The sequence below is a fragment of the Cupriavidus sp. DF5525 genome, assembly GCF_040149425.2.
Classification (GTDB): domain Bacteria; phylum Pseudomonadota; class Gammaproteobacteria; order Burkholderiales; family Burkholderiaceae; genus Cupriavidus; species Cupriavidus pickettii_A.
In genome coordinates this window covers 30,794-55,061 of record NZ_CP168265.1, presented here as the reverse complement: position 1 = coordinate 55,061, position 24,268 = coordinate 30,794, and the positions used below count along the sequence as shown (strand labels likewise).

Genomic DNA, 24,268 nt, shown 5'->3' with positions numbered 1-24,268 from the left:
GGACACGCGGGATCGGATGCGCGGGTCAGGCCGTCCGCGCACGCGCCAGCGCCGCCGGTGCTGCCGCGCGCTGCCCCAGCCAGACACTGGCCAGCACCAGCAGAGCACCGGCCGCCTGCACCGGCGTCAGCGCCTGTCCCAGCACCAGGTACCCGAGCACGGTGGCGCTGACCGGGCTCAGCAGGCCCAGCGCCGACACCGCCGACGACGGCATCCGGCCGACGCCGCGGAACCACAGCGCGTAGCTCAAGCCCGCGCCAACGATGCTCAGCCACGCATAACCCAGCCAGTTGGCCAGCGTGAAGTGCCCCGGCAGCGGTTCCAGCGCCAGCGCGAACGGCAGCAGGAACAGCCCGCCCGCGCACAGCTGCCAGGCGGTCAGCACCAGCGGCGAGACCGGCGGCTGCCAGCGCCGCGTCAGCACCGTACCCACCGCCATCGACACCGCGCCGGCCGCCGCCGCCGCCACGCCGATGGCATCGAGCCGCGCGGCCGGCCCCAGCACCAGCAGCGCCACGCCCAGCAATCCGCCTACGCCGGCCAGCCACGCCGCGTTGCGCGGGCGCGCACCCAGCCACGCCCACGTCAGCGCCACCACGATCAGCGGCTGGATCGCACCGACCGTGGCCGCCACGCCGCCGGGCAGCCGGTACGCGGCGATAAACAGCATCGCCTGGAAGAAGCCGATATTGAGTACGCCCAGCACCGCGGCGCGCCACCACCAGCCGCCCTGCGGCAACGCGTGGCCGAACGCCAGCATCACCAGGCCCGCCGGCAGCGCCCGGATCACGCCCGACAGCAGCGGCTGCCCCGGCGGCAGCCATTCGCTGGTGACCAGGTAGGTGCTGCCCCAGATCGCGGGAGCGAGCCCGGTCAGCAGGATGTCACGTAGTGCAACACCGCCCGGAGAGGCCACGCGTGACACAGGCTGGGGCGCTGCGGGAGACGCCGACGGATTCGTCTTCATTTCAAGTTTCTTGATATCAAGATAAATCCACTTTACGAATCCGATTGTTTGATGTCAAGATACTTCGGTCTTGTCGCAATTCGCCTTTTGCCCGCACGCCGTCCCCCCATGCCTTCCCGCCGCAAACCCCAGGCCGCTGAAACGCCGGATCAAACCCCGGACCATGTCGACGCTATTCTCGCGCAATGGGCGCGCGAGCGTCCGGACCTGGACGCCTCGCCGATGGGCGTGATCGGCCGGCTGGCCCGGCTCAATCGCCATACCGGGCGCGCGATCGAAGCTGCGCTGGCAGAAACGGGCTTGTCGCCGTGGGAATTCGATGTGCTGGCGACGCTGCGGCGCGCCGGACCGCCGTTTATGCTGTCGCCGGGGGCGCTGATCGGCTCGCTGATGATCACCTCGGGCACGATGACCAACCGGCTCGACCACCTGGAGCGTGCCGGCCTCGTGCAACGCCGGCCCAACCCGGACGACCGCCGTGGCTTGCTGGTGGAGCTGACCGGTGCCGGGCGCGAGCGCGTCGACCATGCGGTCGAACTGCACGTCGCCAACGAACATCGGCTGCTGGAAAGCCTGACCGCCGCGGAGCAGGCCCAGCTCGCCGCACTGCTGCGGCGCTGGCTGCGCCAGTTCGAGCCGCCACCGGGCGGTGGCGGCGAAGACAAAGACGAGGCCTGAGCCTCAGGCCCGCTGCGCGCGCTCGCGCAGGTCCGGCAGGAGCACCGTCAGCAGCCCCAGCAGCGGCAGGTAGGCGCAGTACTCATACACCACACGGATGCCGTGCGTATCCGCCATCCCGCCCAGCACCGCGGCGCCGATGCCACCCATGCCGAAAGCAAAGCCGAAGAACAGCCCCGACACCATGCCGACCTTGCCGGGGATCAGCTCCTGCGCGAACACCAGGATCGCCGAGAACGCCGAGGCCAGGATAAAGCCGATGATGAAGGTCAGCACGCCGGTCCAGAACAGGCCCACGTGCGGCAGCACCAGCGTGAACGGCGCCACGCCCAGGATCGACGCCCAGATCACGCGCTTGCGGCCGATGCGGTCGCCGATCGGCCCGCCCAGGATGGTGCCGGCGGCCACCGCGGCGAGGAACATGAACAGGTGCAGCTGCGCGTCCTGCCGCGCCAGCCCGAAGCGCTCCATCAGGTAGAAGGTGTAGTACGAGGTCAGGCTGGCCATGTAGAAGTACTTGGAGAACACCAGCACCATCAGCACCACCATCGCGCGCACCACCACGCGCGTCGGCACCGGACTCGCCACCACGCCCGCGGCCTTGCGCTTGCGCGCGCCCTGCGCCAGCTGGCGCGCATACCAGCCGCCGATGCGCAACAGCACCACGATGCCCACCAGCGCCGCCAGCGAGAACCACGCCAGGCTGGCCTGCTGGTGCACGATCAGCGCGGCCAGCAACGGCCCCATGGCGCTGCCGCCGTTGCCGCCCACCTGGAAGATCGACTGCGCCAGCCCGTGCTGCCCGCCCGAGGCCATGCGCGCCACGCGCGACGACTCGGGGTGGAAGATCGAAGAGCCGGTGCCGACCAGCGCCGCGGCCACCAGCAGCACGCCGTAGCTCGGCGCCACCGACAGCAGCAGCAGGCCCGCCAGCGTGAAGGCCATCGCCACTGCCAGCGAATGCGGCTTGGGATGCTTGTCGGTGTACAGCCCCACCACCGGCTGCAGCAGCGACGCGGTGACCTGGTAGGTCATGGTCAGCAGGCCGATCTGGGTGAAGCTCAGGTTGAAGCCGCCCTTGAGCATCGGGTAGATCGCCAGGATCAACGACTGGATCATGTCGTTGAGGAAGTGGGCAAAGCTGATCGCCGTCAGCACGCGGAATCCGGTGCGTTCGGCCTGCGGGGAAGCGGAAGTCTGGGCGGCGCTGGTCGGCGCGGAGTCGATGGTTGTGCTCATTGGCGGCTCTCGACGGACGGAAAGCGGCCAGCGGGGGTGCCGGCCATGAAGGAGATAGGCCCGATGCTAGCTGGCGCCCGTGCGCCTGTCCTGCGAGAATGGGGCCGCAACCTTGGAGAAAAGGACATGCAGCGCGCCCCTAGTCACACCGCCCTCGCTCCGGCCGACACCAGCCGCCGCCGGCGCACCCGGGACCAGCCTGTGCCCCCTGCCATCACGCAGGGCGACACCTACTCCGATCCTCCGCGCTACGCCCGCTATGACCGCGGCCCGATGCCGGTCACCGCGATGGCCGCCGACTACCTGCCCGGAGAGGTGACCAAGCCGCACCAGCATCCGCACGCCCAACTGATCCACGCGGTGCACGGCGTGATGGTGGTGGCAACCGAGGAAGGCCAGTGGATCGTGCCGCCCACACGCGGCATGTGGATGCCGGGCGGCATCACGCACTGGATCCGCATGGTCGGCCGGGTGCAGATGCGCACCGCCTATATCCGCCCCGATGCCGCGCCCGACCTGCCGCAGCGCTGTACCGTGCTCGGCATCTCGCCGCTGCTGCGCGAGCTGATCCTGGCGGCGATCGACATCCCCCTGCCCTACGCGCCCGACACGCGCGACGCGCGCCTGATGCGGCTGCTGCTCGATGAAGTGATGCTGGTGCCGTCGCTGCCGCTGCACCTGCCGCGCCCAACGGACGACGGCTTGCGGCAGATCTGCGATGCGATCGTGAGTACGCCCGATACCGCGCTGACGCTGGCGGACTGGGGCGGGCGGCTGGGCGTAGATCCGAAGACCATCCAGCGGCGCTTTGCCAGGGAGACTGGGATGACCTTCGGGCAGTGGCGCCAGCAGGCGCGGCTGCTGGCGGCGCTGGAGAAGCTGGCAGCCGGGAGCAAGGTGGTGGATGTAGCGCTCGACCTAGGCTACGAGAGCCCGAGCGCCTTTGCGACGATGTTCAGGCGGCAGTTCGGCGTGCCGCCGAGCGTGTTCTTTCGCTGATAGTGGGCGTCACCGCCCCAGGTACCGCTCCACCAGCCGCGTCCAGTAAGCCGCACCCACGGTCAGGTTCTCGTCGTTGAAGTCATAGCCCGCGTTATGCAGCAGCGGCTGGTTGGCGCCGTTGCCCAGACGCACGAAGCAACCTGGCCGCTCCTGCAGGAAGTAGGCAAAGTCCTCGCTGCCCGCAATGCGCGCGGCCTGCCCCACCACCTTGTCGGCGCCGACCAGTTCCTCGGCCACCTGCCGCGCGAACTCGGTTTCGCGCTCGCTGTTGACCAGCACCGGGTAGCCGCGCACATAGTCGATCTCGGCGATCGCGCCATAGCCCTCGGCATGCGCGGTGGCAAGCTGGCGGATCCGGTTTTCCAGCGAGGCGCGCACTTCCGGGCTGAACGAGCGCACGCTGATCTCCATGCGCGCGCTGTCGGGGATCACGTTGGGGGCGTGGCCGGCGTGCAGCGTGCCGATGGTCACTACCGCGGTCTCGTTCGGGTCGACATAGCGCGACACCACCGACTGCAGCGCCATCACCAGGCTGCCGGCCACCAGGATCGGGTCGATCGACTGATGCGGGCGCGCCGCGTGGCCGCCCTTGCCGCGGATGGTGATGGTGACCGTGTCGCAGGCCGCCATGAACGGGCCCGAGCGGAACAGAAAGGTGCCCTGCTCCATGCCCGGATGGTTGTGCAGCCCGAAGATCGCGTCGCACGGGAAACGCTCGAACAGGCCGTCGGCCAGCATGCGCTCGGCGCCGCCGCCCGCGCCGATTTCCTCGGCCGGCTGGAAGATCAGGTGCACCGTGCCGTCAAAGTTGCGCGTGCGCGCCAGCTGCTTGGCCGCGCCCAGCAGGATCGCGGTGTGGCCGTCGTGCCCGCAGGCGTGCATGCGGCCCTCATTGACGCTGGCGTAAGGCAGCCCGCTGCGCTCGTAGATCGGCAGCGCATCCATGTCGGCGCGGATGCCGACACTGCGCCCGCCCTGCCCGCATTTGAGCGTGCCAACCACGCCGGTGCCGCCCACCGCGCGCGTGACCGTGTAGCCCCACGTCTCCAGCAGGCTGGCGACCAGACCGGAAGTCCGGACTTCGTCGAAGGCAAGTTCGGGATGCTGGTGGATATTGCGCCGGATGGCCTCGAGTTCCGCGCGGCTGTCCAGGGTGTCGGTCAGCGCGCAGTACTGGCGCATCAGCGGGGAGGACTTGAGGGTGGTGCCGAGGTAAGACTCGAGCTCGGGGGCGTGCTCAGACATGGCATGTGCTCTTTGGCGAAACCTGTATAAACAGTATTTCACGCAGAAAACACGAGCGAAATGCCAAGGGTGCGATTTCCTGTAAATCGATGTAATTTGGGCGTTTGGGGCACCGAAACTGTTGCCCTAATCGTACGCTTTGTGTGGAAACCAAACGCTTTGTGTGAAAGCGTTTCGACGGGGAACCTTTAGCAGATCGCTTCCGAGGCCCTTCTTCCCGTACGAAACGCCGGCGTTTGCCAACGCCAGCGCATGACGGGCACGCGCGGCGCGGTCCCGCCTGTCCTCACCGCTCGCCGTACGCCACCACCTTCTGCGTCTGCACGCCAAGCCCGTCCACACCGAGCCGCATGGTGTCGCCCGCCTTCAGGAAGCGCGGCGGCTTGAAACCCATGCCCACCCCCGGCGGCGTGCCGGTCGCGATCAGGTCGCCTGGCAGCAGTGTCATGAAGCGGCTGACATAGCTGACCACGGTCGCCACGTCGAAGACCATGGTGGCGGTGGTGCCCTTCTGCACGCGCTCGCCGTTGACCTCCAGCCACAGGCCCAGCGCCTGCGGGTCGGCCACCTCGTCGCGCGTCACCAGCCACGGGCCGGCCGGGCAGAAGGTGTCGCAGCCCTTGCCCTTGTCCCAGGTGCCGCCGCGCTCGATCTGGAACTCGCGCTCGGACACGTCGTTGACCACGCAGTAGCCGGCCACGTGGCGCAGCGCCTCTTCGCGCGAGACATTGCGCGCGGTGGTGCCGATGACCACGCCCAGCTCCACCTCCCAGTCGGTCTTTTCCGAGCCGAACGGCAGCATCACCGCGTCGTTGGGGCCGTTCAGCGAGCTGTTGGCCTTCAGGAACACGATCGGCTCGGCCGGCAGCGGCATGCCGGCCTCGGCGGCGTGGTCGGCATAGTTCAGGCCAATCGCCACGATCTTGCCGATACCCGTCCACGGCACGCCGAAGCGCGCGTCGTCGATCACCGGCAGCGATGCCGGGTCCACCCTGGCGAGCGCTTCCAGCGCCGCGGGCGCCAGTTGCGCCGCATCGATATCGCCCACCACGCCGGACAGGTCGCGCACGCGGCCCTGTGCATCGATCACGCCCGGGCGCTCGGCGCCGGGGTTGCCTACTCGAACCAGTTTCATCGTCGTTGTCTTCTTCAGGGGGTTGTTCAGGCGGTTTGCTTGAGTGTGGTATCGCGCGCACCGGCCTCTGCCAGCGAGCGCGCCACCACGCTCAGCACCTCTTTCGCGGTGTTCTCGGAATGCTGGCGCAGCACCTGCGCCAAGCGCGGCCGGCCGGGCTCGCGCAGCGCGGCCATGATGGCTTCGTGTTCCTCATGCGACTCCTGCCAGCGGATCGTATCCGCATTGGCGGCGCCGCGCGCGCGGTGCACCTTGCTCATCAGCGTGGCGTAGATGCCGGCCAGCACCGGGTTGCCGGCGCCGTCGATGATGATCTGGTGGATTTCCTGGTTGATGCGGAAATAGTCGGTACGCCGGCCCCCGGCATGCGCGTCGATCATGGCCTGGTGGCGCCGCTCGAGCTTGTTCAGGGCGGCGTCGCCCAGCCGTCGCGCCGCCAGCTCGCCGGCCAGCGCCTCCAGCCCGTGCAGGGTTTCGAAGGTGGCGCGCAGTTCCTCCAGGTCCAGCGGCGCCACCCGGTAGCCGATGTACTGCCGGTGCAGCACCAGCCCCTCGGACACCAGCACCTTGAGCGCCTCGCGCAGCGGCGTCTTGGAAACGTCGAAGGCCTCGCAGAAGGCCCGTTCGTCGATCCGCGCGCCGGGCGGCAGTTCGCCCTCTTCGATCATGGTGCGCAGCCGCACGGCAATTTCAGCCGACATGCCGAGCGTGCGCAGGCGCGTGGTTTTTGAAAGCGTTTGTGTCACAGACGTCACCAGAATGGGGAAATGCACCACGGCAAGGCTACCACATTCCAAAATTGTGCATGCGCAACATTGTAAAATCAACGACTTACACGCGTTGTAATTACAGATTACGTATCTTATACTCCGACCTGTTGCGCGACACGACTATTAAAACTGCCCATCCACGGACCAAAGAAGGAGACGCCGCCATGCAAACGACAAGCCGGGCGACAGTGCTTACGGAGGCCAAGACCTCCGTGCGCTGGAAGATTTTTCTGATGATGCTGTTCCTCATCGCGATCAACTACATCGATCGCGCCTCGCTCTCGGTGGCGATGCCGCTGATCGCCAAGGAGTTCGACCTCAGTCCCACCATGCAGGGCCTGATCCTCAGTTCGTTTTTCTGGACCTATGCGCTGATGCAGGTGCCGGGCGGCATGCTTGCCGACAAGTACAAGCCGCGCATCGTGATTGCCACCGCCACCGTGTTCTGGGGCATTGCCCAGGCGGTCGCGGCCTTCACCACCAACGCCACCTCGCTGCTGCTGACCCGGCTCGGCCTGGGCGCTGCCGAAGCGCCGATCTACCCGGCCGGCGGCAAGCTCAATGCGATCTGGATGACGCAGAACGAGCGCGGCCGCGGCGCCACCCTGCTCGACGGCGGCGCGCCGCTGGGCGCGGCGCTCGGCGCCATCATCATCACGTGGCTGATCGCCACGCTGGGCTCATGGCGGCTGGCCTTCATCGTGGCCGGCGTGGGCACCGTGCTGGCCGGCGTGGTGGCGTGGTACTACGTGCGCAATTCGCCGCGCGAGCACCGCGGCGTCAACGAACTGGAAGCCCGCTATATCGAGGAAGCGCAGGCCAATGAGCACCGCGCCGAACCGGCCAACCTGTCGGGCCGTTCGCTCGACTTCTTCAAGTACCGCTCGGTGTGGTGCATGGCGATCGGCTGGATGTGCTTCAACACCGTGTTCTACGGCCTGCTGACCTGGATGCCCAACTACCTGAACAAGGTGCATGGCTTCGACATCAAGCAGATGGGCGGCGCCAGCTTCATCATCTTCTTCAGCGGCTTTGTCGGCGAACTGATCGGCGGCTGGATCGCCGACAAGTGGAAGGAAGCCGGCGGCCGGCCCAACGTGGTGATGCGCACGCTGTTTGGTATCGCCGCGGTGGTGGCCACGGCCTCGATCTTCTCGGTGGCCTACGTCAGCGATCCGATCGTGGTGGTCGTGCTGCTGTCCTCCACGCTGTTCTTCCTGCGCTGGTGCGGCCTGTTCTGGTGCGTCCCGTCAATGCTCGGCACGCGCAACAAGATTGGCTTCCTGGGTGGCGTGATGAACCTGGGCGGCAATATCGGCGGCATCACCGTGCCGATCATCGTCGGCATGATCGTGCAGTTCACCGGCTCGTACTTCCTGGCGCTGATGTTCTTCGCCGCGGCCGGCGTCGGTCTGCTGCTGGCATCGACCGCGATCGACTACGAGACCAAGATCCCGGTCTGATCGCGGCCCGCAGCTTCGACTCACACATCCAATAAGACCCTCACTCACGCCTTGCCTCGTGCAAGGCATACCACCCACGCTGCGCCTGCTCCTGCCGGCGCGGCGTTGGAGGAGACATGTCATGACCCGCTTCCCACGTATGCTGGCTGCCGCCTTGCTCGTGCTGGGCGCCGCGCAGGCACATGCCACGCCGGCAGCCCCATCGGCACCCGTCGGTGACGGACTGCCGACGGCACAACCCGAAGCCGTCGGCGTCGATTCGGCAAAACTCGTCGCACTGTCCGAATGGATCCGCCGCGACAAGCTCGATGTGCGCAGCCTGCTCGTCATCAAGGACGGCAAGCTGGTGTTCGAGCGCTATGGCGACGGCCTGTCGCGCGACTACAACCACGAGCTGTATTCCGTCACCAAGTTCATCAGCGCGCTGCTGGTCGGCACGCTGGTCGGAGACGGCAAGCTGAGCGCCGAAGACTCGCCCGCGCCGCGCCTGGCCGCCGCGCGTCCCGACCTCGCCAGCGCGCTGGCAGACAAGCAGGCGATCCAGTTGCGCCATTTGATGTCGATGTCCAGCGGCCTGTCGTACAAGCTGGTGGAAGGCACCGACACGCTCTACTACGGCGTGCCGGACCGGCTGCGCGTGGCGGCCACCGCCGCGGTGCGCACCAAGGCCGGCGCCGAGTTCGACTACATCGACGTCAACCCCGTGCTGGTCGGCGCCGCCATCACGCAGGCCGCCGGGCAGCCTGAAGACCAGTATGCAAAAACCCGCTTGTTCGGCCCGCTCGGCATGAGCCACTACCGCTGGGACGGCGCCGACGGCAAAGGCGCGGTCTCAGGCGGCTGGGGGCTGCGGCTGCGCTCCATCGACATGGCCAAGCTCGGCATGCTGATGCTGAACCAGGGCCGCTGGAACGGCCAGCAGATCGTGCCGGCCTCGTGGGTCGAACGCATGACCACGCCCGCCGGTCCGGCGAAGGACTACGGCTTCTACTGCTGGGTCAACAACATCGTGCAGAGCGAACGCGAATTCAGCGCCATGGGCTACAAGGGCCAGTTCATCACCGTACTGCCGCAGCAGAACGCCGTGATCGTGATGAACAGCATCATGTCCACGCAAGGCGGCCTGCGCGATGCGGCGTACCTTGACCTGTACCGGCGCATGGTGAATGAGTACGTGCTGCCCGCGCTGCAGGCAGGCAAGTCCGTCAGGCCGGATGCCGCGCGGCAGGCTGCGCTACAAAAGGAACTGCAGCTGGCACGTGCCAGCCACGGCGTGCCCGGCACCGCCCTCGCCTTCAACGACAAACCCGAACAATAAACACAAAGGCGCCGTCGCACCCATAGGCTGCAAAGGCGGCGCCCGCCCTACTCCTGAGAACGACTGAAATGACCAAGCAAATCCGACTCGGCATGCTGACGCCGTCTTCCAACACGGCGCTCGAACCCATCACCAGCGCGATGGTCGCCGGCCTGCCCAATGTCAGCGCGCATTTCTCGCGCTTCACCGTGACCGAGATCTCGCTGCGCGACCAGGCGCTGGGCCAGTTCAATCTCGACAAGATCCTGGCTGCCGCCAGCCTGCTGGCCGATGCGCGCGTCGATGTCATCGCCTGGAACGGCACCTCGTCAGGCTGGCTCGGCTTCGACAAGGATGAAGCGCTGTGCAAGCAAATCACCGAAGCCACCGGCATCCCGGCCACCACCTCGGTGCTGGCGCTCAATGAAATCCTGCAAAAGACCGGCGCGCGCAACTTCGGCCTGGCCACACCTTACCTGGACGACGTGCAGCAACGCATCATCGCCAACTACGCGCGCAGCGGCTTTACCTGCGTGGCCGAGAGCCACCTGGACCTGCATGTGAACTACAGCTTCGCCGAGGTCGAGGAAGACACCATCCGCGACATGGTGCGCGGCATCGCGCAGCACAAGCCGCAGGCCATCACCACCTTCTGCACCAACCTGCGTGCCGCGCACCTGGCCGAGGAGCTTGAAGCCGAGACCGGCATCCCGCTGTACGACACCATCTCCACCGTGGTGTGGAAGTCGCTGCGCCTGTGCGGCGTGGATACGCGCGAGCTGCGCGGCTGGGGCCGCCTGTTCCGCGAAGTGGAGTAAGCCGATGTCCGCTCACGACAGCCTTGACCTGGTGATCCGCCGCGCGGACGTGGTCACCGCCGCCGACCGCTTCCGCTGCGATATCGGCGTGCGCGGCGGGCAGATCGTCGCGCTCGGCCACGGTCTGCCGCAGGGGGCGCGCGAGATCGATGCCGATGGGCTGCTGGCGCTGCCCGGCGGCGTCGACGGCCATTGCCACCTCGACCAGCCGATGCCCGACGGCCTGCGCATGGCCGACGACTTCTTCACCGGAACGCGCGCCGCGGTCTGCGGCGGCACCACCACCGTGATTCCGTTCGCCGCGCAGGAGAAGGGCGCATCGCTCAAGGCTGCCGTGGCGGACTACCACCGCCGCGCGGAAGGCCGTGCCGTGATCGACTACGCCTTCCACCTGATCGTCGCCGATCCCACGCCCGCGGTACTGGCCGACGAACTGCCGGCGCTGATCCGCAAGGGCTACAGCTCGTTCAAGGTCTACATGACCTATGACGACCTCAAGCTGTCCGACCGCGAGATGCTGTCGGTGCTGGATGTCGCCAGGCAGAACAACGCGCTGGTGATGGTGCATGCCGAGAATGCCGACTGCATCTCGTGGCTGACCGACAAGCTGGTCGGGGAAGGACGCATCGCGCCGCGCTTCCATGGCCTGGCGCGGCCCGCCGCCGTCGAGCGTGAAGCCACGCACCGCGCCATCACCTTTGCCGAGCTGGTCGACGTGCCGATCCTGATCGTGCATGTCTCCGGCAAGGAAGCGATCGAGCAGATCCGCTGGGCACAGGGCAGGGGACTGCAGATCCTGGCCGAGACCTGCCCGCAGTACCTGTACCTGACCGCCGACGACATGGCCTTGCCAGGCGACGACGGCTATGAAGGCGCCAAGTGCATCTGCAGCCCGCCGCCGCGCGATCCGGAGAACCAGGCCGCGGTGTGGCGCGCGCTCACCAACGGCGTGTTCAGCGTGTTCTCGTCCGACCATGCGCCGTTCCGCTATGACGACCCGCAAGGCAAGCAGCCGGGCGGCAACCGGCCTTCGTTCGAGCACATCCCCAACGGCGTGCCGGGCATCGAGACGCGCCTGCCGCTGCTGTTCGACGGCGTGGCGCGCGGCAAGCTGTCGCTGCACCAGTTCGTCGAGCTGACTTCGTGGCGGCCGGCGCGGCTGTACGGGCTGTATCCGCGCAAGGGCACCATCGCCATCGGCGCGGATGCGGACATCGTGCTGTGGGATCCGCACAAGCGCGTGCAGATCCGCAACAGCGCGCTGCACCACGCGGTGGACTACACGCCGTATGAAGGCATCGAAGTGACCGGCTGGCCGGTGCATTGCTTCTCGCGCGGCGAGATGCTGGTGCGCGATGGCCAGTACCTGGAACCGCAGGCGGGAAGAGGGCAGTTCCTGCCGGCGGGCGCGCCGATGCTTGGTTGATGACCTGCGGACCTGAAGACTGAAGAGCTGCGCATGTTTGCTCCCCTCTCCCATTTATGGGTGAGGGGAGCAAACCGCCGCAGGACTGCTGTTCTCGCTGTTCGACAAACACTATCTCCCCATGCAACTCCTGATCGTCAATCCCAATATCAGCGAATCCGTCACCGCGCTGATCGAAGCCGAGGCGCGCCGCACTGCCGCCTCCACCACCACGCTGAAGATGGCCACCGCCCAGTTCGGCGTGGCCTACATCGAAACTCGCTTCGAGGCTTTGGTCGGCGGCTACGCCACCGCCTGCGCCGCCGCGGAGCATGCCGGCCAGTTCGACGGCCTGGTGGTCGCCGCCTTCGGCGACCCCGGCCTGGCGGGCCTGAAAGAGCTGTTCGACGTGCCGGTCGTCGGCATGACCGAGGCCGCGCTGGCAAGCGCCTGCCTGCTCGGGCAGCGCTTCTCCATCATCGCGATCTCGCATCGCATCCAGGCCTGGTACCGCGAATGCGTGGCGGCCAACGGGCTGTCGTCGCGGCTGGCGAGCGTGCGTTCGCTGCAGGAGCCGCTGCGCGATATCGGCAGCGTGCAGGAAGACCATGCCGCGCGGCTGGAGCAGCTGTGCCTGCAGGCGGTGGAGCAGGATGGCGCCGACGTGATCATCGTAGCCGGGGCCCCGCTGGCGGGGCTGGCGCGCTCGCTGCAGGGGCGCCTGCCGGTGCCAGTGGTGGATGGCGTGTCGAGCGCGGTGCGGCATTGCGAATCGCTGGTGGCGCTGCGCGCCGGCAGCGCCACGCAAGGCAGCTTTGCGCGGCCGCCGCGCAAGCCCAACGCGGGGCTGACGCCGGCGCTGGCAAAGCTGCTCGACTAAGCCGGGCCAACCGGGCTGTGCAGATTTGCAGGGCGCATCCGCAAGGGCGCGCATTGCCGCACAGCGGGCGCGATCCTAGACTGCCTGCACGGCCGCCGCATGACGTGGCGGCCAGCCAACCACAACAGGATCGCGATGAAGCTCTTCTACTCTCCGGGCGCCTGCTCGATGGCCGTGCATATCGCGCTGCGCGAAGCCGGCCTGCCGGTCACGCTGGCCAAGGTCGACCTGATCCAGCACAAGCTGGTGCAGGCCGAGAATGGCAGCGACGACTACTACGCCATCAACCCGCGCGGCTACGTGCCCCTGCTGCAGTTCGACGACGGCTCGCGCCACACCGAAGTGGCATCGCTACTCCAATACATCGCCGACCAGGTGCCCGAGCGCACGCTGTTGCCCGCCGCCGGCACGCGCGCACGGCTGGAAGCGACCGGCTGGCTGACGCTGGTCTCGACCGAACTGCACAAGGTCTTCAGCCCCTGGCTGTGGCACAAGGAAACTGCGCAGATCACGCAGGAAGCCTGCAAGGCCAAGCTGCAGCTGCGCTTTGCCGAACTCGACCGGCACCTGCAAACCCGCCATTTCCTGACCGGCGACACCTTCACCGTCGCCGACGCCTATTGCTTCACCATCGTGGGCTGGGCCCGCATGCTGATGATGCCGCTGACCGCATACCCGGCGCTGCAGCAATATCTGTCGCGCGTGGCGGCGCGGCCGGCGGTGCAGGAGGCGATGCGGGCGGAGGGACTGGTGCGCGACTGAGCGTTGGCCGCGTGCGCAGCGCGCTCAGCGCTGCGCGCCGAGCAGCGACTCGATCTTCGCCACCAGCTCCTTGTCGTCAGGCTTGGTGCGGCTGCCGTAGCTGGCCACCACCTGGCCGTCGCGGCCGATCAGGTACTTGTAGAAGTTCCACTTGGGGGCGGTGCCGGTCTGCTTCGCCAGCAGCGCATACATCGGGTTGGCTTCGCCGCCGCGTACGTGCGACTTGCCAAGCATCGGGAACTTGACGCCGTACGTGTTGTAGCAGAAGTCCGCGATCTCCTTCTCCGAGCCGGGCTCCTGCGAGAAGTCGTTGGACGGGAAGCCCAGCACCACCAGGCCGCGCGCGCGGTATTTGGCGTAGAGCGCCTCCAGCCCTTCGTACTGCGGCGTGAAGCCGCAATAGCTGGCGGTGTTGACCACCAGCACCACCTTGCCGGCGTACTGGCACAGGTTCTGCGGCGCGTCGTCCTGCAGGCGCGGGAAGGTGAAGTTGAGCGAGGCGGGGCAGGTGCCTGCCGCTGCAGGCGCAGCAGCGGGCTTGTCGGTTGCGCGGGCAGGGGCCGGGAGCAGGGCAGCGCTGGCCGCGGCCAACGCCAATGCGGCGGCGAAAGTGGTGTTGCGCAGGGCGTGGCGGCTGGCAGGCGCGCCGGTGTACGGCGTGGCAGGCAGGGAACGGCGGTTCATGGCGACGGGGCTCCGGTGGTCGGCTCGCTGTATCGGGTACGCGTAGTCTACGCCGACGGCAGCCGGTCGGATGCACGGGGTGGCCCCGGCGCCACCGTCCAACGCCAGTCAGTCCATCGCCAGCGTGGCGGCGTGTTCGGTGACGCTGCTGCGCAGTTCCAGGTCCGGCATGCGGCGCACGATCAGCAGCGCGAGCACTGCCGCCGCAGCACCGGCGGCGAAAATCAGCTGGAAGCCTGACTCCACGCCACCGGCCAGCACCTGCTGCACCGCCGGCGAGAGGTGCGCCAGCGCTTCGCTGCCATGGCGCAGCGCGCCCAGGTCCAGCGCCTGCGTCACACCCGAGGCGGCCAGCGCATGGCGGAACTCCAGCGTCAGCAGCGTACCGGCCAGCGCCCCGCCGATCGCACTGCCGAGCGAGCGCAGTACCAGCAGCGCGCCGGTGCCGGCGCCGGTATCGCGGCGCTCGAGCACGTTCTGAACGCTCATCAGCGTCGACACCATGGTCATGCCCAGGCCCACGCCGGCCAGCGTCATCGCCGCCAGCACCACGGCCAGCGGCATCGCGGGGGTCACCAGCGCCAACCCGATCAGTCCCAGCGCGGCAGCGATATAGCCGCCCGTCAGGATGCCGCGCATGCGGCCCACGCGCGGCGCCAGCCAGGCCACGATGAAATTGCCCGCCACGGTGGCCAGCAGGAACGGCATCACCAGCAGCCCCGAGGTCGAGGCATCGGCGCCGCGCACCAGCTGGAAATGCAGCGGCAGCGCAAAGATGCACAGGAAGATATCGAGCGCGGCCAGGGCCGAGGCGGCGACGCCCATCACATAGGCGCGGTTGGCGAACAGCCGCGGCGGCAGCATCGGATCGGCGGCGCGGCGCTCCTGCCAGGCGAGCAGCGCCACGGCGGCCGCGGCGGCCAACAGCAGGGCGCCCAGTTGCGGCGAGATCCAGTCGTAGACGTCGCCGCCCCAGCTCATCGCCAGCAGGAAGGCGACGATGGCCACCGCCAGCAGCAGCGCGCCCGGCCAGTCCACGCGCGGGCGCCCGCCACGCGGCTGCAGCGCCGCCAGGCCGCGGTAGCACATGAACATCGCCAGCAGGCCCAGCGGAACGTTGACCCAGAACAGCCAGCGCCACGACATATGGTCAGAGACCCAGCCGCCCACCAGCGGTCCGGCGATCGACGCCACCGCCCATACCGTGGCCAGGTAGCCCTGGTAGCGCCCGCGCTGGCGCGGCGCCACCACGTCGGCGATGGCCGCCTGCGCCAGCGACATCAGCCCGCCGCCGCCCACGCCCTGCAGCGCGCGGAACAGGATCAGTTGCCCCAGCGTCTGCGCCATCGCGCACGCCACCGACGCCGCGATAAACAGCGTGATCGCCACCATCAGCAGCCGCCGCCGCCCGAAGCTGTCCGACAGCTTGCCGTATAGCGGCGTGACCACCGTCGACACGATCAGGTACGCGGTCACGATCCACGACAGGTGGCCGAAGCCGTTCAGGTCATTGGCGATCGCCGGCACCGCCGGGATCACCACGGTCTGGTCGAGCGCGGCGAGCAGGATGCACAGCACGATGCCGCCGATCACCCGCATGATGGCGCGATGGTCGTGGACGGGAGCGTGGGCGAGTGCGGCAGAGGAGGGTGAAGACATGGCAGGCAGAAAACCGCAGCAATGTGCGGCGAAATCAACTCAAAATGCGTGGGAATATCGGGCCAGAAACCGCTTTGGAGGGGGCGTGACGCCGTCGCGGGTGACCGCTATTCAGCAACCGCATAATTATAGGCCCGTGACGAATATCGTGCCGGCATCGCAGGTAAGATCCCGACCATGAGCGAGACCCCACGACAAGAAACAGGTCACGCCACCAGCGCGGCCGGACCCGAACTGGGCCAGTGGCACCCCGTGCTGGCCATGGAACAGGCACAGGGCGACGGCCCCTTCGCCGCCCGCCTGTTCGGCCGCGCGCTGGTGCTGTGGCGCAACGCCGATGGCTGGCACGCCTGGGACGACCGCTGCCCGCACCGCGGCGCCGCGCTCACGCTGGGCGCGGTGCGCGACGGCCTGCTGCATTGCGGCTATCACGGCTGGCGCTTCGAGTCAGGCGGCCGCTGCACGCGCTATCCCGCGCACCCCGGGCTGGTGCCCGCGCCACGCGCCTGCGCCACCACCCATCCGGTGCGCGAAGGCTATGGCCTGCTATGGGTGCGCCTGGCTGGCGACGGCACCGAAGCCGTGCCCGAACTGCCGCCGTTCCCCGAATACGACGACCCCGAATGCCGCCACATCGTCTGCGGCCCGTACGACGTCGCCACCTCGGCGCCGCGGCTGGTGGAAAACTTTCTGGACATGGCCCACTTCGGCTATGTGCATGACGGCTACCTGGGCGATCCCGGACACACCGAGGTGCCGCCGTACGAAGTCGAAGCCATCGGCGACGCCCGCAAACCCGACGCCCTGCGCAGCATCGGCTGCCGCGCCTGGCAGCCGCGCGCGCACGCCAGCGCCACCGGCGGAGCGATGGTCGAATATGAATACCGGGTTGTCGCGCCTTATGCGGCAATCCTGACCAAGGTGCCCGACCTGGGCGACAACCACCGCAGCGCGATCGCGCTGTTTATCTGCCCAGGGGATGAGGAATCAAGCCGGGTGTGGTTCGTGATGTCGCTGGTCACCGACGACGACGACACCAGCCTGCGCGAATTCCAGGACACCATCTTCCTGCAGGACAAGCCGATCGTGGAATCGCAGCAGCCGCGACGGCTGCCGCTGCGCACCGGCGTGGAAGTGCCGCAGCCGGCCGACAAGCTGGCAGGCGCGTACCGGCGCTACCTGGCGGCGCATGGGGTGAAGTTCGGCACGCTGGAGTAAGCGGCGGTCGCTTCAACGACCGCCGGTTTGCGCTCCTCTCCCGCACGCGGGAGAGGAGCCTGGGGCAGACCGCCAGCTCAGCGCCCGCCGCCCGTAATGTAATGCTCGAGCTGCTCAATAATGAACTGCTGCTCCGAGATGATGTCCTTCACCAGGTCACCAATCGACAGCATCCCGACCAGTTCCCGGCCTTCCATCACCGGCAGGTGGCGCAGCCGGTGCTGGGTCATCAGCGCCATGCATTCGTCGGTGCTCTGGTTGGCGCTGACATAGATGACCGCGGTGGTCATGATGTCGCGCACCAGCGTCTCGCGCGAAGTGCGTTGCATCAGGATCACCTTGCGCGCGTAATCGCGCTCGCTCAGGATGCCCTTGATCTCGCCTTGCTCGATCACCAGCAGCGCGCCGATGCCTTTCTCAGCCATCAGCTGCAGCGCGGCATAGACCGTCGCCGTCGGCGGGATGCTGTAGATGGACTGACTCGGCTTGGATTCCAGAACCTGGCGTGCGGTTTTCATCACCAACTCCTTTTCCGTCGAAAATGCGATGCGGCTGGCGGTACCTGCTTCGTGCCAATGCAATCAGAGTAGCAAAGTAACGCGCACCCTTACAGGGTGACTTACGCGAATCTTTGTAAGCAATGTTGTGACGGGCCCGCTGCGGCGGGTGCATCACTCCGTGCCATCGCCACTCTCTCCGTCCAGCGTCGACAGGCAAAGGATCTGCATCTGTCGCACCCATTGCTGCGGTTCCAGCGCCGCGCGCCCTGCCGCAGCAGCCGATAGCGGCCCGCGCCCCAGACTGCAAGCACCAGCGCCTGCACCGTTCGGTTGGGGAGAGGGCGGGCGTCTCAACGAAGTGAGATGGCGCGATGCTTGCCATGCGCCTGCCCTCTCCCCCGGCGCCTCTCCCGCAAGCGGGAGAGCGGAGAAAACCGGCGGCGAAGGTCTCGCCCGCGGCTTACTCCGTCATCATCCGCACCTTCACCTTCTTGCCCTTGACCTTGCCCGCATTGAGCCGCTTCACCGCCTCGCGCCCGATGCTTCGTTCCACCGCGATATAGGTCGACATCTCCAGCACATTGATCTTGCCGATCTGTTCCTTGGTAAAGCCCGCTTCGCCGGTCAGCGCGCCGAGGATATCGCCGGGGCGGATCTTCTCCTTGCGGCCGCCCAGCATCTGCAGAGTCACCATCGGCGGCAGCAGGCGTTCGCCGCTGGATGCCCTCAGCTCGGCCAGCGCATGCCATTCGAACTCGCCGCCATGGTGCTGTTCCAGGTTGCCGACGCGGCCCATCTCGTCCATGCTGACCAGGCTGAAGGCCCAGCCTTCCTGATCGGCGCGGCCGGTGCGGCCGATGCGGTGAACGTGCACTTCGGGGTCGGGCGTGATCTCGACATTGATCACCGCTTCCAGCTGCGCGATATCGAGCCCGCGTGCGGCCACGTCGGTCGCCACCAGCACCGAGCAGCTGCGGTTGGCAAACTGCACCAGCACCTGATCGCGTTCGCGCTGCTCCAGCTCGCCGTGCAGCGCCAGTGCATGGTAGCCCTGTGCGCGCAGCAGTTCCACCAGCTCGCGGCAACGTGCCTTGGTGTTGCAGAATGCCAGCGTGCTGACTGGCCGGAAGTGGTCCAGCAGGCGCCCCACCGCGTTCAGGCGCTCGCCTTCCTCCACTTCATAGAAGCGCTGGCGGATGGTGGTGTTGTCGTGCGTCGCTTCCAGCTTGATGGACTGCGGCTTGCGCAGGAAGCGGTGGCTGAGCTTGTCGATGCCGGGCGGGTAGGTGGCGGAGAACAGCATCGTCTGCCGCTCCTTCGGGCAGCGGCTGGCCACATAGGCGATGTCGTCGAAGAAGCCCATGTCGAGCATGCGATCGGCCTCGTCCAGCACCAGCGTGTTGATGCCGGCCAGGTCGAGGCTGCCGCGGTCGATGTGATCCAGGATGCGTCCGGGCGTGCCCACCACGATATGCGCGCCGTGGATCAGGCTGTCGACCTGCGGCCGCATCGGCGCGCCGCCGCACAGGGTCAGCACCTTGATGTTCTCTTCGGCGCGCGCCAGGCGGCGGATTTCCTGTGTCACCTGGTCGGCCAGCTCGCGCGTGGGGCACAGCACCATCGCCTGCACGTCGAAGCGGCGCGCATCGAGCCGGTGCAGCAGCGCCAGCCCGAAGGCGGCGGTCTTGCCGCTGCCGGTCTTGGCCTGCGCCACCAGGTCCTGGCCCGCCAAAGTGATCGGCAGGCTGGCCGCCTGGATCGGCGTCATTTCGTCATAGCCGAGCTGCGCCAGCGTGGCGAGCATGGTGGGCGACAGCGGCAGGGTGGAAAAATCGGTGCCGGCTTGCGGCTGGGCGGGGGTCGTGTTCATGCGCGATTATAGCGATCCGTGGTCAACGATCGGCCGGCGGCGTCCAGCCAAGCCGTGCCAGCAACGACTGCGCCGCGGCCGGCGCGCGCTCCTTGGCGCCGTTGATAAAGAAGACAAAGACCTCGCGCTTGCGCGCCGCGGGCTTGCGGTCTTCCACCGCCGGCAGGTCGTCCGGCTGCCCGCCCTGCGCCCACGCGCGCGTGCGTTCCGCCCACGCATCGAGCGCCTCGGGCGCGTAGCCGGTCTGCAGCTTCTCGCTGCTGGCCATCAGGCGTGCATAGACGAAGTCGGCGGTCAGGTCTGCCATCGATGGAAACTTCGGTGAATCGGTAAAGACCGTGGCGGCCTTGTACTCGCGCGCGAGCTTCAGGTAATCGGGCGACATGAAGCTCTCGTGCCGGACTTCCAGCACATGGCGCAGCTTCACGCCTTCAGCGGAGGCGGGCAGCAACTGCAGGAAGGCCTCGAAGTCCTCCGCATCGAACTGCTTGGTCGGCGCGAACTGCCATACCACCGGGCCCAGCTTGCTGCCCAGTTCGGCAATGCCGCTGTCGATAAAGCGTTCGATCGATTCGCCCGACTCGGCCAGCACGCGCCGGTTGGTGGCAAAGCGCGAGGCCTTCACCGCGAACACGAAATCGTCCGGCGCTTCATCGCGCCATTTGGCGAACGACGTGCGCTTCTGCGTGCCGTGGTAAGTGCTGTTAATCTCGATCGCGCTGAGGTGGCGGGTGGCGTATTCCAGCTCGCGCGACTGCGGCAGTTTGGCCGGATAGAAGTTGTCGCGCCACGGCGCGAAATTCCAGCCGCCGATACCGACGCGCACCAGGTCAGCGGGCGCGCCTGCTTTACGGGACTTGGGCGTGGACGTGGCCTCGGACTTTGCTGCAGGCGGGGATGCGGACTTTGCCGCGGTGCGTGCTGCCATGGCGCGATTTCCCGAAACGCGAGACTGGCAGTCTAGCGGGAAACCAGGGCAAGCGGGGAAAGCAGGAATGGCGCCGCAGGACCGCGCATGCCGGAACGCCAGAAAAAAAACCGGAAGCAGGCTTGCGCCCGCTTCCGGCTGCTTCAGCGTCAGGTCAGGACGCTCAGAACGAGAAGTTCTGGATCACGTCTGTGATATTCACGTCAACCTGCTGCACCACCACCGCACCGCCGGCACTGGTGGCCTGCACGCCGTACTTGCCCGCAGCCGCGCCATCCGGCGACAGCGGGATCGGCAGCGACGCCTGGTAGGTGCCGATCATTGGCGCGGCCACCGGCAGGGCCGGTTCGGTCGCAAACAGGCTGTAGGCGCCGGTATCGGTCGCGGCAGCCGTCGCCGCGATCTCGAAGGTGCCGCCGCTGACCAGCTGCAGCGCGCGCAGCGTGGCTTCAGCCGTGGCCGGCGTGACCGTGCCCGAGACCCGGCGATACGCCGAGGTCGGCAGCGTCATCGGCGCGGCCGCGGTCGAGATCGCGGTGCTGCTTTCCGCCACCACCGGCACGCTGCGCACGATGCCCGTGCCGCGGCCATTGGCAGCGCCCGGCACCACCACCACGTCGACCGTGCCGGCAGTGCTGCTCTGCTCGATCGGCGACAGCGTGAAGTTGCCGTTGGCGTCCGCCACGGTCGCCTTCACCACCACGCCATTGCGCTCGGCATAGACGCGCGCGCCCGGGGCCGAACCGACCACACCGGTCACCGCGCCGCTGACAACCTTCGGGATTGCGGTCACCACCGGCTTCAGGCCGTAGGTGCCATTACCGCGCTGGACCACCGACTTGCACGCGTCGAAATCCAGCACCAGGTCCGTCAGCGTGCCCCGCGACACGGTGAACGACCGGTTGATCTTGATGCCGGACTGCACCGCGCTCGGCGTATCGAGCGGCTGCTCGGTGCCGCCCGTGGGCACCACCGAGTTGGCCAGCGCACCAGAACCGCCCCCGCGGTTGGCATCGAGCACCAGGCGCACCTGCTGGTAATCGCCGGCGGGCAGCACGGTCTGGCCCAGCGTGGTCAGCACGCCGTTGGTCAGCGACAGCAGGTCGATCTTGCGCGCGGGCACCACGTCGATATCGACCCAGCCGCCGGCGCTGGCTTCGGCGTTGGCGCTGGTGTGCACGCGCACCTTGTTGACCGTGACAAAGACATTGTTGAAGCCGCAGGCGGGCGCATCGGTCATCGAGACCTTCAGCGTTCCCTGGCCGCCGCCACCACCGGAATCATCGCCGCCACCGCCGCCACAGGCGGCCAGCGCCAGCACGCCGCTCAGGGCAAGGACGCGCAGTGGCGCAGAAGTCAATGAAAAGGCTGACAAGGTAATCTCTCCGCATTTTGTTTGTGGGTGACCGCAGAATATGTTGCAGTTTGCATAACCGCTGTAAGTCTTTGTAATACGTTGTGAAAACGTCGACTGCTTGTCTGCATGACTGATCAGCCAGCGTTTGCGACTGCATAGCGTGCGGCGCGGGCCGTACCGACGCAATGCGATAGTGGCTCTGCTGCATAGGCGGCCGCGCGTCGTACCTTCATTTACCTGACTCCGGGCGTTGTCCCCGCTGCATCGCAATCCGGTTCGCATTGCGCCGCACCCTGAACCGGATTGCTGCAAGCGCAGACCCTGGTTCGTGTTACGAACAGCAGTTCAGATCCGATCGTTCCAATAACGAAAAGCGCACGATCGCGCACCAACCTGACGGGTTGTGTCGTCAACTCGAACGCAATCTACAGGAATTTGCTGTACCGCCTCAAGTCGGCCGCGGCCGCTCCGTATACAGCGGAGTGGAAATCCCACAAACACACGTCCCCAACGATTCCCTACGAAGGATCTCCCCGATGTTCACTACCATCCGTGCGCGGATCGTGGCCCTGTGCGTGGCCATTGTCGTGGCCGCGCTCGCCATCAATACGGTACTGAACCAGTTAGTTGCCAACCGCTACAACGAGGACGCCATCGACAGCAGCCTGGCCGCGGTGCAGAGCGGGCATACCAGCGCCATCGTCGAATGGGTCGCCTCGCACAGCCAGATGATCCAGTCGCTGCAGGAATCCGTGCTGCAGCCCGAACCCGACGCTGCGCTCAGGCAGGTAGCCGACGCCGGCCGCTTCACCAACATCCACGTCGGCTATGCCGACAAGACCGCGAAGTTCTCCAAGCCGGAAGGCATTTCCGCCCCGCTATGACCCCACCGGCCGCCCCTGGTACAGGCAGGCCGCCGCCGCCGGCAAGCCGGTGGTCACGCCGCCCTATGTCGATGCCGGCAGCGGCAAGCTGGTGGTCGCCTTCTCCGTGCCCGTGGTGCGCGACGGCGGCGTCAAGGCCGTGGTGTCCGGCGACGTGGCGATGGATACCGTGGTCGCCAACGTCAAGGCGATCCGCCCGACGCCGGCCAGCTTCGGCATGCTGGTGGCAAAGTCCGGCGAGATCGTCGCGCATACCGACGACAAGCTCACGCTCAAGCCCGTCACCGAACTCGTGCCGGCGCTGAGCGCCGACAAGCTGGGCGCACTGATCGACGCCAGGACCCCGATGGAAGTCGACGTGGGCGGCAGCGCCAAGCTGCTCGGCGCCCGCGCCATTCCCGGCACCGACTGGATGGTGATCGTCGCGCTCGACAAGGCTGAAGCCACTGCCGGCATGCGCTCGGTGCTGATCGCGTCGGTGATCGCACTGGTGCTGATCGGCGGCATCGCCGCCATCGTGGTGTGGGGCGTGGCGACCATGTCGCTGCGTGGACTGTCCACCGTGCGCGACGCCATGGACGCGATCGGCTCCGGCGACGGCGACCTGACCCAGCGCCTGCCCGCCGACGGCAACGACGAGGTCGCGCAGATCGCGCGCGCCTTCAACACCTTTGCCGACAAGCTCTGCACCATCATGCGCCAGATCCGCGACGCCAGCGAATCCGTGCGCGCCGCCTCCGACGAGATCGCCGCCGGCAATATTGACCTGTCGCGCCGCACCGAATCCGCCGCCGCCAGCCTCGAGCAGACCGCGGCCTCGATGGAAGAGATCACCGCCACCGTCAGCCAGTCCGCGAACTCCGCGCAACACGCCAACGAATCCGTCACCGCTGCCTCGCGCGTGGCGGCTGACGGCGGCGTGGTGATCGGAGAAGTCATCGCCACCATGGGCCAGATCGAAAACGCCTCGGTCAAGGTCTCCGACATCATCGGCGTGATCGAGGGCATCGCCTTCCAGACCAATATCCTGGCGCTCAACGCCGCGGTGGAAGCGGCCCGTGCCGGCGACCAGGGCCGCGGCTTTACGGTGGTGGCAGGTGAAGTGCGCGCGCTGGCCCAGCGTAGCGCGCAGGCGGCCAAGGAGATCAAGACGCTGATTGAAACCACGGTGGGCAGTGTGACTTCCGGCTCCGGCCAGGTCCGGCGCGCCGGCGACACCATGAACGAGATCGTCAGCAACGTCTCGAAGGTGACCTAGATTATTCCCAACATCACTCACGCGACGATGAAATAGACGCACATTATTCACTACATGAATAAATCGGTCAGCCAGCTCGATTCGCTGGTGCAGCAGAACGCGGCGCTGGTGTGGAGCAGTCGACGGCGGCTGCGGCGGCGTTGCAGACGCAAGCGGGGAGCTTGGCGGGGGCGGTGGCAGTTCAGGTCGAGTTGATTCGCTCAGCCTGCCTTCTTGTTGAGTCACCCACAATGCTGCCGATGCATCACT

20 protein-coding genes and 1 pseudogene are annotated in these 24,268 nt (G+C 67.3%); 10 read left to right on the top strand and 11 right to left on the bottom strand.

The window, feature by feature from the left end:
- Positions 1–25: 25 nt before the first annotated feature.
- Entirely contained in the window at positions 26–967 is a 942-nt protein-coding gene (locus ABNX08_RS00245) for an EamA family transporter (RefSeq protein WP_022533159.1), read from the bottom strand.
- A gap of 108 nt (positions 968–1,075) precedes the next feature.
- Here ABNX08_RS00245 and ABNX08_RS00240 point away from each other — a divergent pair, with 108 nt between their 5' ends.
- Positions 1,076–1,645 (top strand): MarR family transcriptional regulator, encoded by a 570-nt coding sequence (locus tag ABNX08_RS00240; RefSeq protein ID WP_051369664.1) that lies wholly within the window; start codon positions 1,076–1,078, stop codon positions 1,643–1,645.
- Between the two features lie 3 nt (positions 1,646–1,648).
- On the opposite strand, the gene ABNX08_RS00235 is transcribed toward ABNX08_RS00240, so the two are convergent.
- Entirely contained in the window at positions 1,649–2,884 is a 1,236-nt protein-coding gene (locus tag ABNX08_RS00235; RefSeq protein WP_022533157.1) for an MFS transporter, read from the bottom strand.
- 126 nt (positions 2,885–3,010) lie between these two features.
- Here ABNX08_RS00235 and ABNX08_RS00230 point away from each other — a divergent pair, with 126 nt between their 5' ends.
- A complete protein-coding gene (locus ABNX08_RS00230) occupies positions 3,011–3,883 on the top strand; it encodes a helix-turn-helix domain-containing protein (RefSeq protein WP_374063635.1) in 873 nt (290 codons plus the stop codon).
- Positions 3,884–3,892: 9 nt separating this feature from the next.
- On the opposite strand, the gene ABNX08_RS00225 is transcribed toward ABNX08_RS00230, so the two are convergent.
- From ABNX08_RS00225 to ABNX08_RS00215, 3 genes are all read right to left on the bottom strand, one after another.
- Complete coding sequence (locus ABNX08_RS00225) at positions 3,893–5,131, bottom strand: M20 aminoacylase family protein (protein WP_022533155.1); 1,239 nt, start codon at positions 5,129–5,131, stop codon at positions 3,893–3,895.
- A gap of 286 nt (positions 5,132–5,417) precedes the next feature.
- Positions 5,418–6,266, bottom strand: a complete 849-nt coding sequence (locus ABNX08_RS00220; protein WP_349605249.1) for a fumarylacetoacetate hydrolase family protein — start codon at positions 6,264–6,266, stop codon at positions 5,418–5,420.
- Positions 6,267–6,292: 26 nt separating this feature from the next.
- Positions 6,293–7,012, bottom strand: coding sequence for a GntR family transcriptional regulator (locus ABNX08_RS00215; protein ID WP_349605250.1), 720 nt, complete (start codon positions 7,010–7,012; stop codon positions 6,293–6,295).
- Between the two features lie 188 nt (positions 7,013–7,200).
- Between ABNX08_RS00215 and ABNX08_RS00210 the strand changes: the two genes are divergently transcribed.
- The 6 genes from ABNX08_RS00210 (at position 7,201) to gstA (ending at position 13,661) form a co-directional block, all read left to right on the top strand.
- Positions 7,201–8,499 (top strand): MFS transporter, encoded by a 1,299-nt coding sequence (locus ABNX08_RS00210; protein WP_349605251.1) that lies wholly within the window; start codon positions 7,201–7,203, stop codon positions 8,497–8,499.
- Positions 8,500–8,620: 121 nt separating this feature from the next.
- The gene (locus tag ABNX08_RS00205) at positions 8,621–9,817 is read left to right on the top strand and encodes a serine hydrolase (protein WP_349605252.1); all 1,197 of its coding nucleotides are present in this window, start codon (positions 8,621–8,623) and stop codon (positions 9,815–9,817) included.
- Between the two features lie 68 nt (positions 9,818–9,885).
- Positions 9,886–10,614: an aspartate/glutamate racemase family protein gene (locus ABNX08_RS00200; protein ID WP_022533150.1), complete on the top strand. Its 729-nt coding sequence runs from the start codon at positions 9,886–9,888 to the stop codon at positions 10,612–10,614.
- Positions 10,615–10,618: 4 nt separating this feature from the next.
- A complete protein-coding gene (gene hydA, locus ABNX08_RS00195; protein ID WP_022533149.1) occupies positions 10,619–12,040 on the top strand; it encodes a dihydropyrimidinase in 1,422 nt (473 codons plus the stop codon).
- Between the two features lie 121 nt (positions 12,041–12,161).
- Entirely contained in the window at positions 12,162–12,899 is a 738-nt protein-coding gene (locus tag ABNX08_RS00190) for an aspartate/glutamate racemase family protein (protein ID WP_349605253.1), read from the top strand.
- 135 nt (positions 12,900–13,034) lie between these two features.
- Positions 13,035–13,661, top strand: a complete 627-nt coding sequence (gene gstA / locus ABNX08_RS00185; protein WP_349605255.1) for a glutathione transferase GstA — start codon at positions 13,035–13,037, stop codon at positions 13,659–13,661.
- 24 nt (positions 13,662–13,685) lie between these two features.
- Here gstA and ABNX08_RS00180 read toward each other — a convergent pair whose 3' ends face one another.
- Both ABNX08_RS00180 and ABNX08_RS00175 read right to left on the bottom strand, forming a co-directional pair.
- Complete coding sequence (locus tag ABNX08_RS00180) at positions 13,686–14,345, bottom strand: glutathione peroxidase (protein ID WP_349605256.1); 660 nt, start codon at positions 14,343–14,345, stop codon at positions 13,686–13,688.
- A gap of 108 nt (positions 14,346–14,453) precedes the next feature.
- Positions 14,454–16,004: an MDR family MFS transporter gene (locus ABNX08_RS00175; protein WP_374063634.1), complete on the bottom strand. Its 1,551-nt coding sequence runs from the start codon at positions 16,002–16,004 to the stop codon at positions 14,454–14,456.
- Between the two features lie 177 nt (positions 16,005–16,181).
- Here ABNX08_RS00175 and ABNX08_RS00170 point away from each other — a divergent pair, with 177 nt between their 5' ends.
- Positions 16,182–17,222 carry an aromatic ring-hydroxylating dioxygenase subunit alpha gene (locus ABNX08_RS00170; protein WP_022533144.1) on the top strand — a complete coding sequence of 347 codons (1,041 nt, stop codon included), beginning with the start codon at positions 16,182–16,184 and terminating at the stop codon, positions 17,220–17,222.
- Between the two features lie 77 nt (positions 17,223–17,299).
- Here ABNX08_RS00170 and ABNX08_RS00165 read toward each other — a convergent pair whose 3' ends face one another.
- From ABNX08_RS00165 to ABNX08_RS00150, 4 genes are all read right to left on the bottom strand, one after another.
- Entirely contained in the window at positions 17,300–17,740 is a 441-nt protein-coding gene (locus ABNX08_RS00165; RefSeq protein WP_022533143.1) for a CBS domain-containing protein, read from the bottom strand.
- Between the two features lie 442 nt (positions 17,741–18,182).
- Complete coding sequence (dbpA, locus tag ABNX08_RS00160) at positions 18,183–19,592, bottom strand: ATP-dependent RNA helicase DbpA (RefSeq protein WP_022533142.1); 1,410 nt, start codon at positions 19,590–19,592, stop codon at positions 18,183–18,185.
- A 22-nt stretch (positions 19,593–19,614) separates the two neighbouring features.
- Entirely contained in the window at positions 19,615–20,520 is a 906-nt protein-coding gene (locus ABNX08_RS00155; RefSeq protein WP_022533141.1) for a DUF72 domain-containing protein, read from the bottom strand.
- Positions 20,521–20,683: 163 nt separating this feature from the next.
- Positions 20,684–21,895 carry a DUF4382 domain-containing protein gene (locus ABNX08_RS00150; RefSeq protein WP_022533140.1) on the bottom strand — a complete coding sequence of 404 codons (1,212 nt, stop codon included), beginning with the start codon at positions 21,893–21,895 and terminating at the stop codon, positions 20,684–20,686.
- A gap of 518 nt (positions 21,896–22,413) precedes the next feature.
- On the opposite strand from ABNX08_RS00150, the pseudogene ABNX08_RS00145 reads away from it, so the two are divergent.
- Positions 22,414–24,195 (top strand): annotated as a pseudogene (locus ABNX08_RS00145) (methyl-accepting chemotaxis protein); the annotation flags it as partial.
- Between the last annotated feature and the right edge of the window lie 73 nt (positions 24,196–24,268).

Bases quoted from the DNA above. Each gene is read 5' to 3' on its own strand.
- ABNX08_RS00155 (WP_022533141.1), bottom strand. From the start codon at position 20,520: ATGGCAGCACGCACCGCGGCAAAGTCCGCATCCCCGCCTGCAGCAAAG.
- ABNX08_RS00200 (WP_022533150.1), top strand. From the start codon at position 9,886: ATGACCAAGCAAATCCGACTCGGCATGCTGACGCCGTCTTCCAACACG.
- ABNX08_RS00165 (WP_022533143.1), bottom strand. From the start codon at position 17,740: ATGAAAACCGCACGCCAGGTTCTGGAATCCAAGCCGAGTCAGTCCATC.
- ABNX08_RS00205 (WP_349605252.1), top strand. From the start codon at position 8,621: ATGACCCGCTTCCCACGTATGCTGGCTGCCGCCTTGCTCGTGCTGGGC.
- ABNX08_RS00180 (WP_349605256.1), bottom strand. From the start codon at position 14,345: ATGAACCGCCGTTCCCTGCCTGCCACGCCGTACACCGGCGCGCCTGCC.
- ABNX08_RS00245 (WP_022533159.1), bottom strand. From the start codon at position 967: ATGAAGACGAATCCGTCGGCGTCTCCCGCAGCGCCCCAGCCTGTGTCA.
- gstA (WP_349605255.1), top strand. From the start codon at position 13,035: ATGAAGCTCTTCTACTCTCCGGGCGCCTGCTCGATGGCCGTGCATATC.
- ABNX08_RS00225 (WP_022533155.1), bottom strand. From the start codon at position 5,131: ATGTCTGAGCACGCCCCCGAGCTCGAGTCTTACCTCGGCACCACCCTC.
- ABNX08_RS00220 (WP_349605249.1), bottom strand. From the start codon at position 6,266: ATGAAACTGGTTCGAGTAGGCAACCCCGGCGCCGAGCGCCCGGGCGTG.
- ABNX08_RS00210 (WP_349605251.1), top strand. From the start codon at position 7,201: ATGCAAACGACAAGCCGGGCGACAGTGCTTACGGAGGCCAAGACCTCC.
- ABNX08_RS00175 (WP_374063634.1), bottom strand. From the start codon at position 16,004: ATGTCTTCACCCTCCTCTGCCGCACTCGCCCACGCTCCCGTCCACGAC.
- ABNX08_RS00190 (WP_349605253.1), top strand. From the start codon at position 12,162: ATGCAACTCCTGATCGTCAATCCCAATATCAGCGAATCCGTCACCGCG.
- ABNX08_RS00170 (WP_022533144.1), top strand. From the start codon at position 16,182: ATGAGCGAGACCCCACGACAAGAAACAGGTCACGCCACCAGCGCGGCC.
- hydA (WP_022533149.1), top strand. From the start codon at position 10,619: ATGTCCGCTCACGACAGCCTTGACCTGGTGATCCGCCGCGCGGACGTG.
- ABNX08_RS00230 (WP_374063635.1), top strand. From the start codon at position 3,011: ATGCAGCGCGCCCCTAGTCACACCGCCCTCGCTCCGGCCGACACCAGC.
- dbpA (WP_022533142.1), bottom strand. From the start codon at position 19,592: ATGAACACGACCCCCGCCCAGCCGCAAGCCGGCACCGATTTTTCCACC.
- ABNX08_RS00235 (WP_022533157.1), bottom strand. From the start codon at position 2,884: ATGAGCACAACCATCGACTCCGCGCCGACCAGCGCCGCCCAGACTTCC.
- ABNX08_RS00240 (WP_051369664.1), top strand. From the start codon at position 1,076: ATGCCTTCCCGCCGCAAACCCCAGGCCGCTGAAACGCCGGATCAAACC.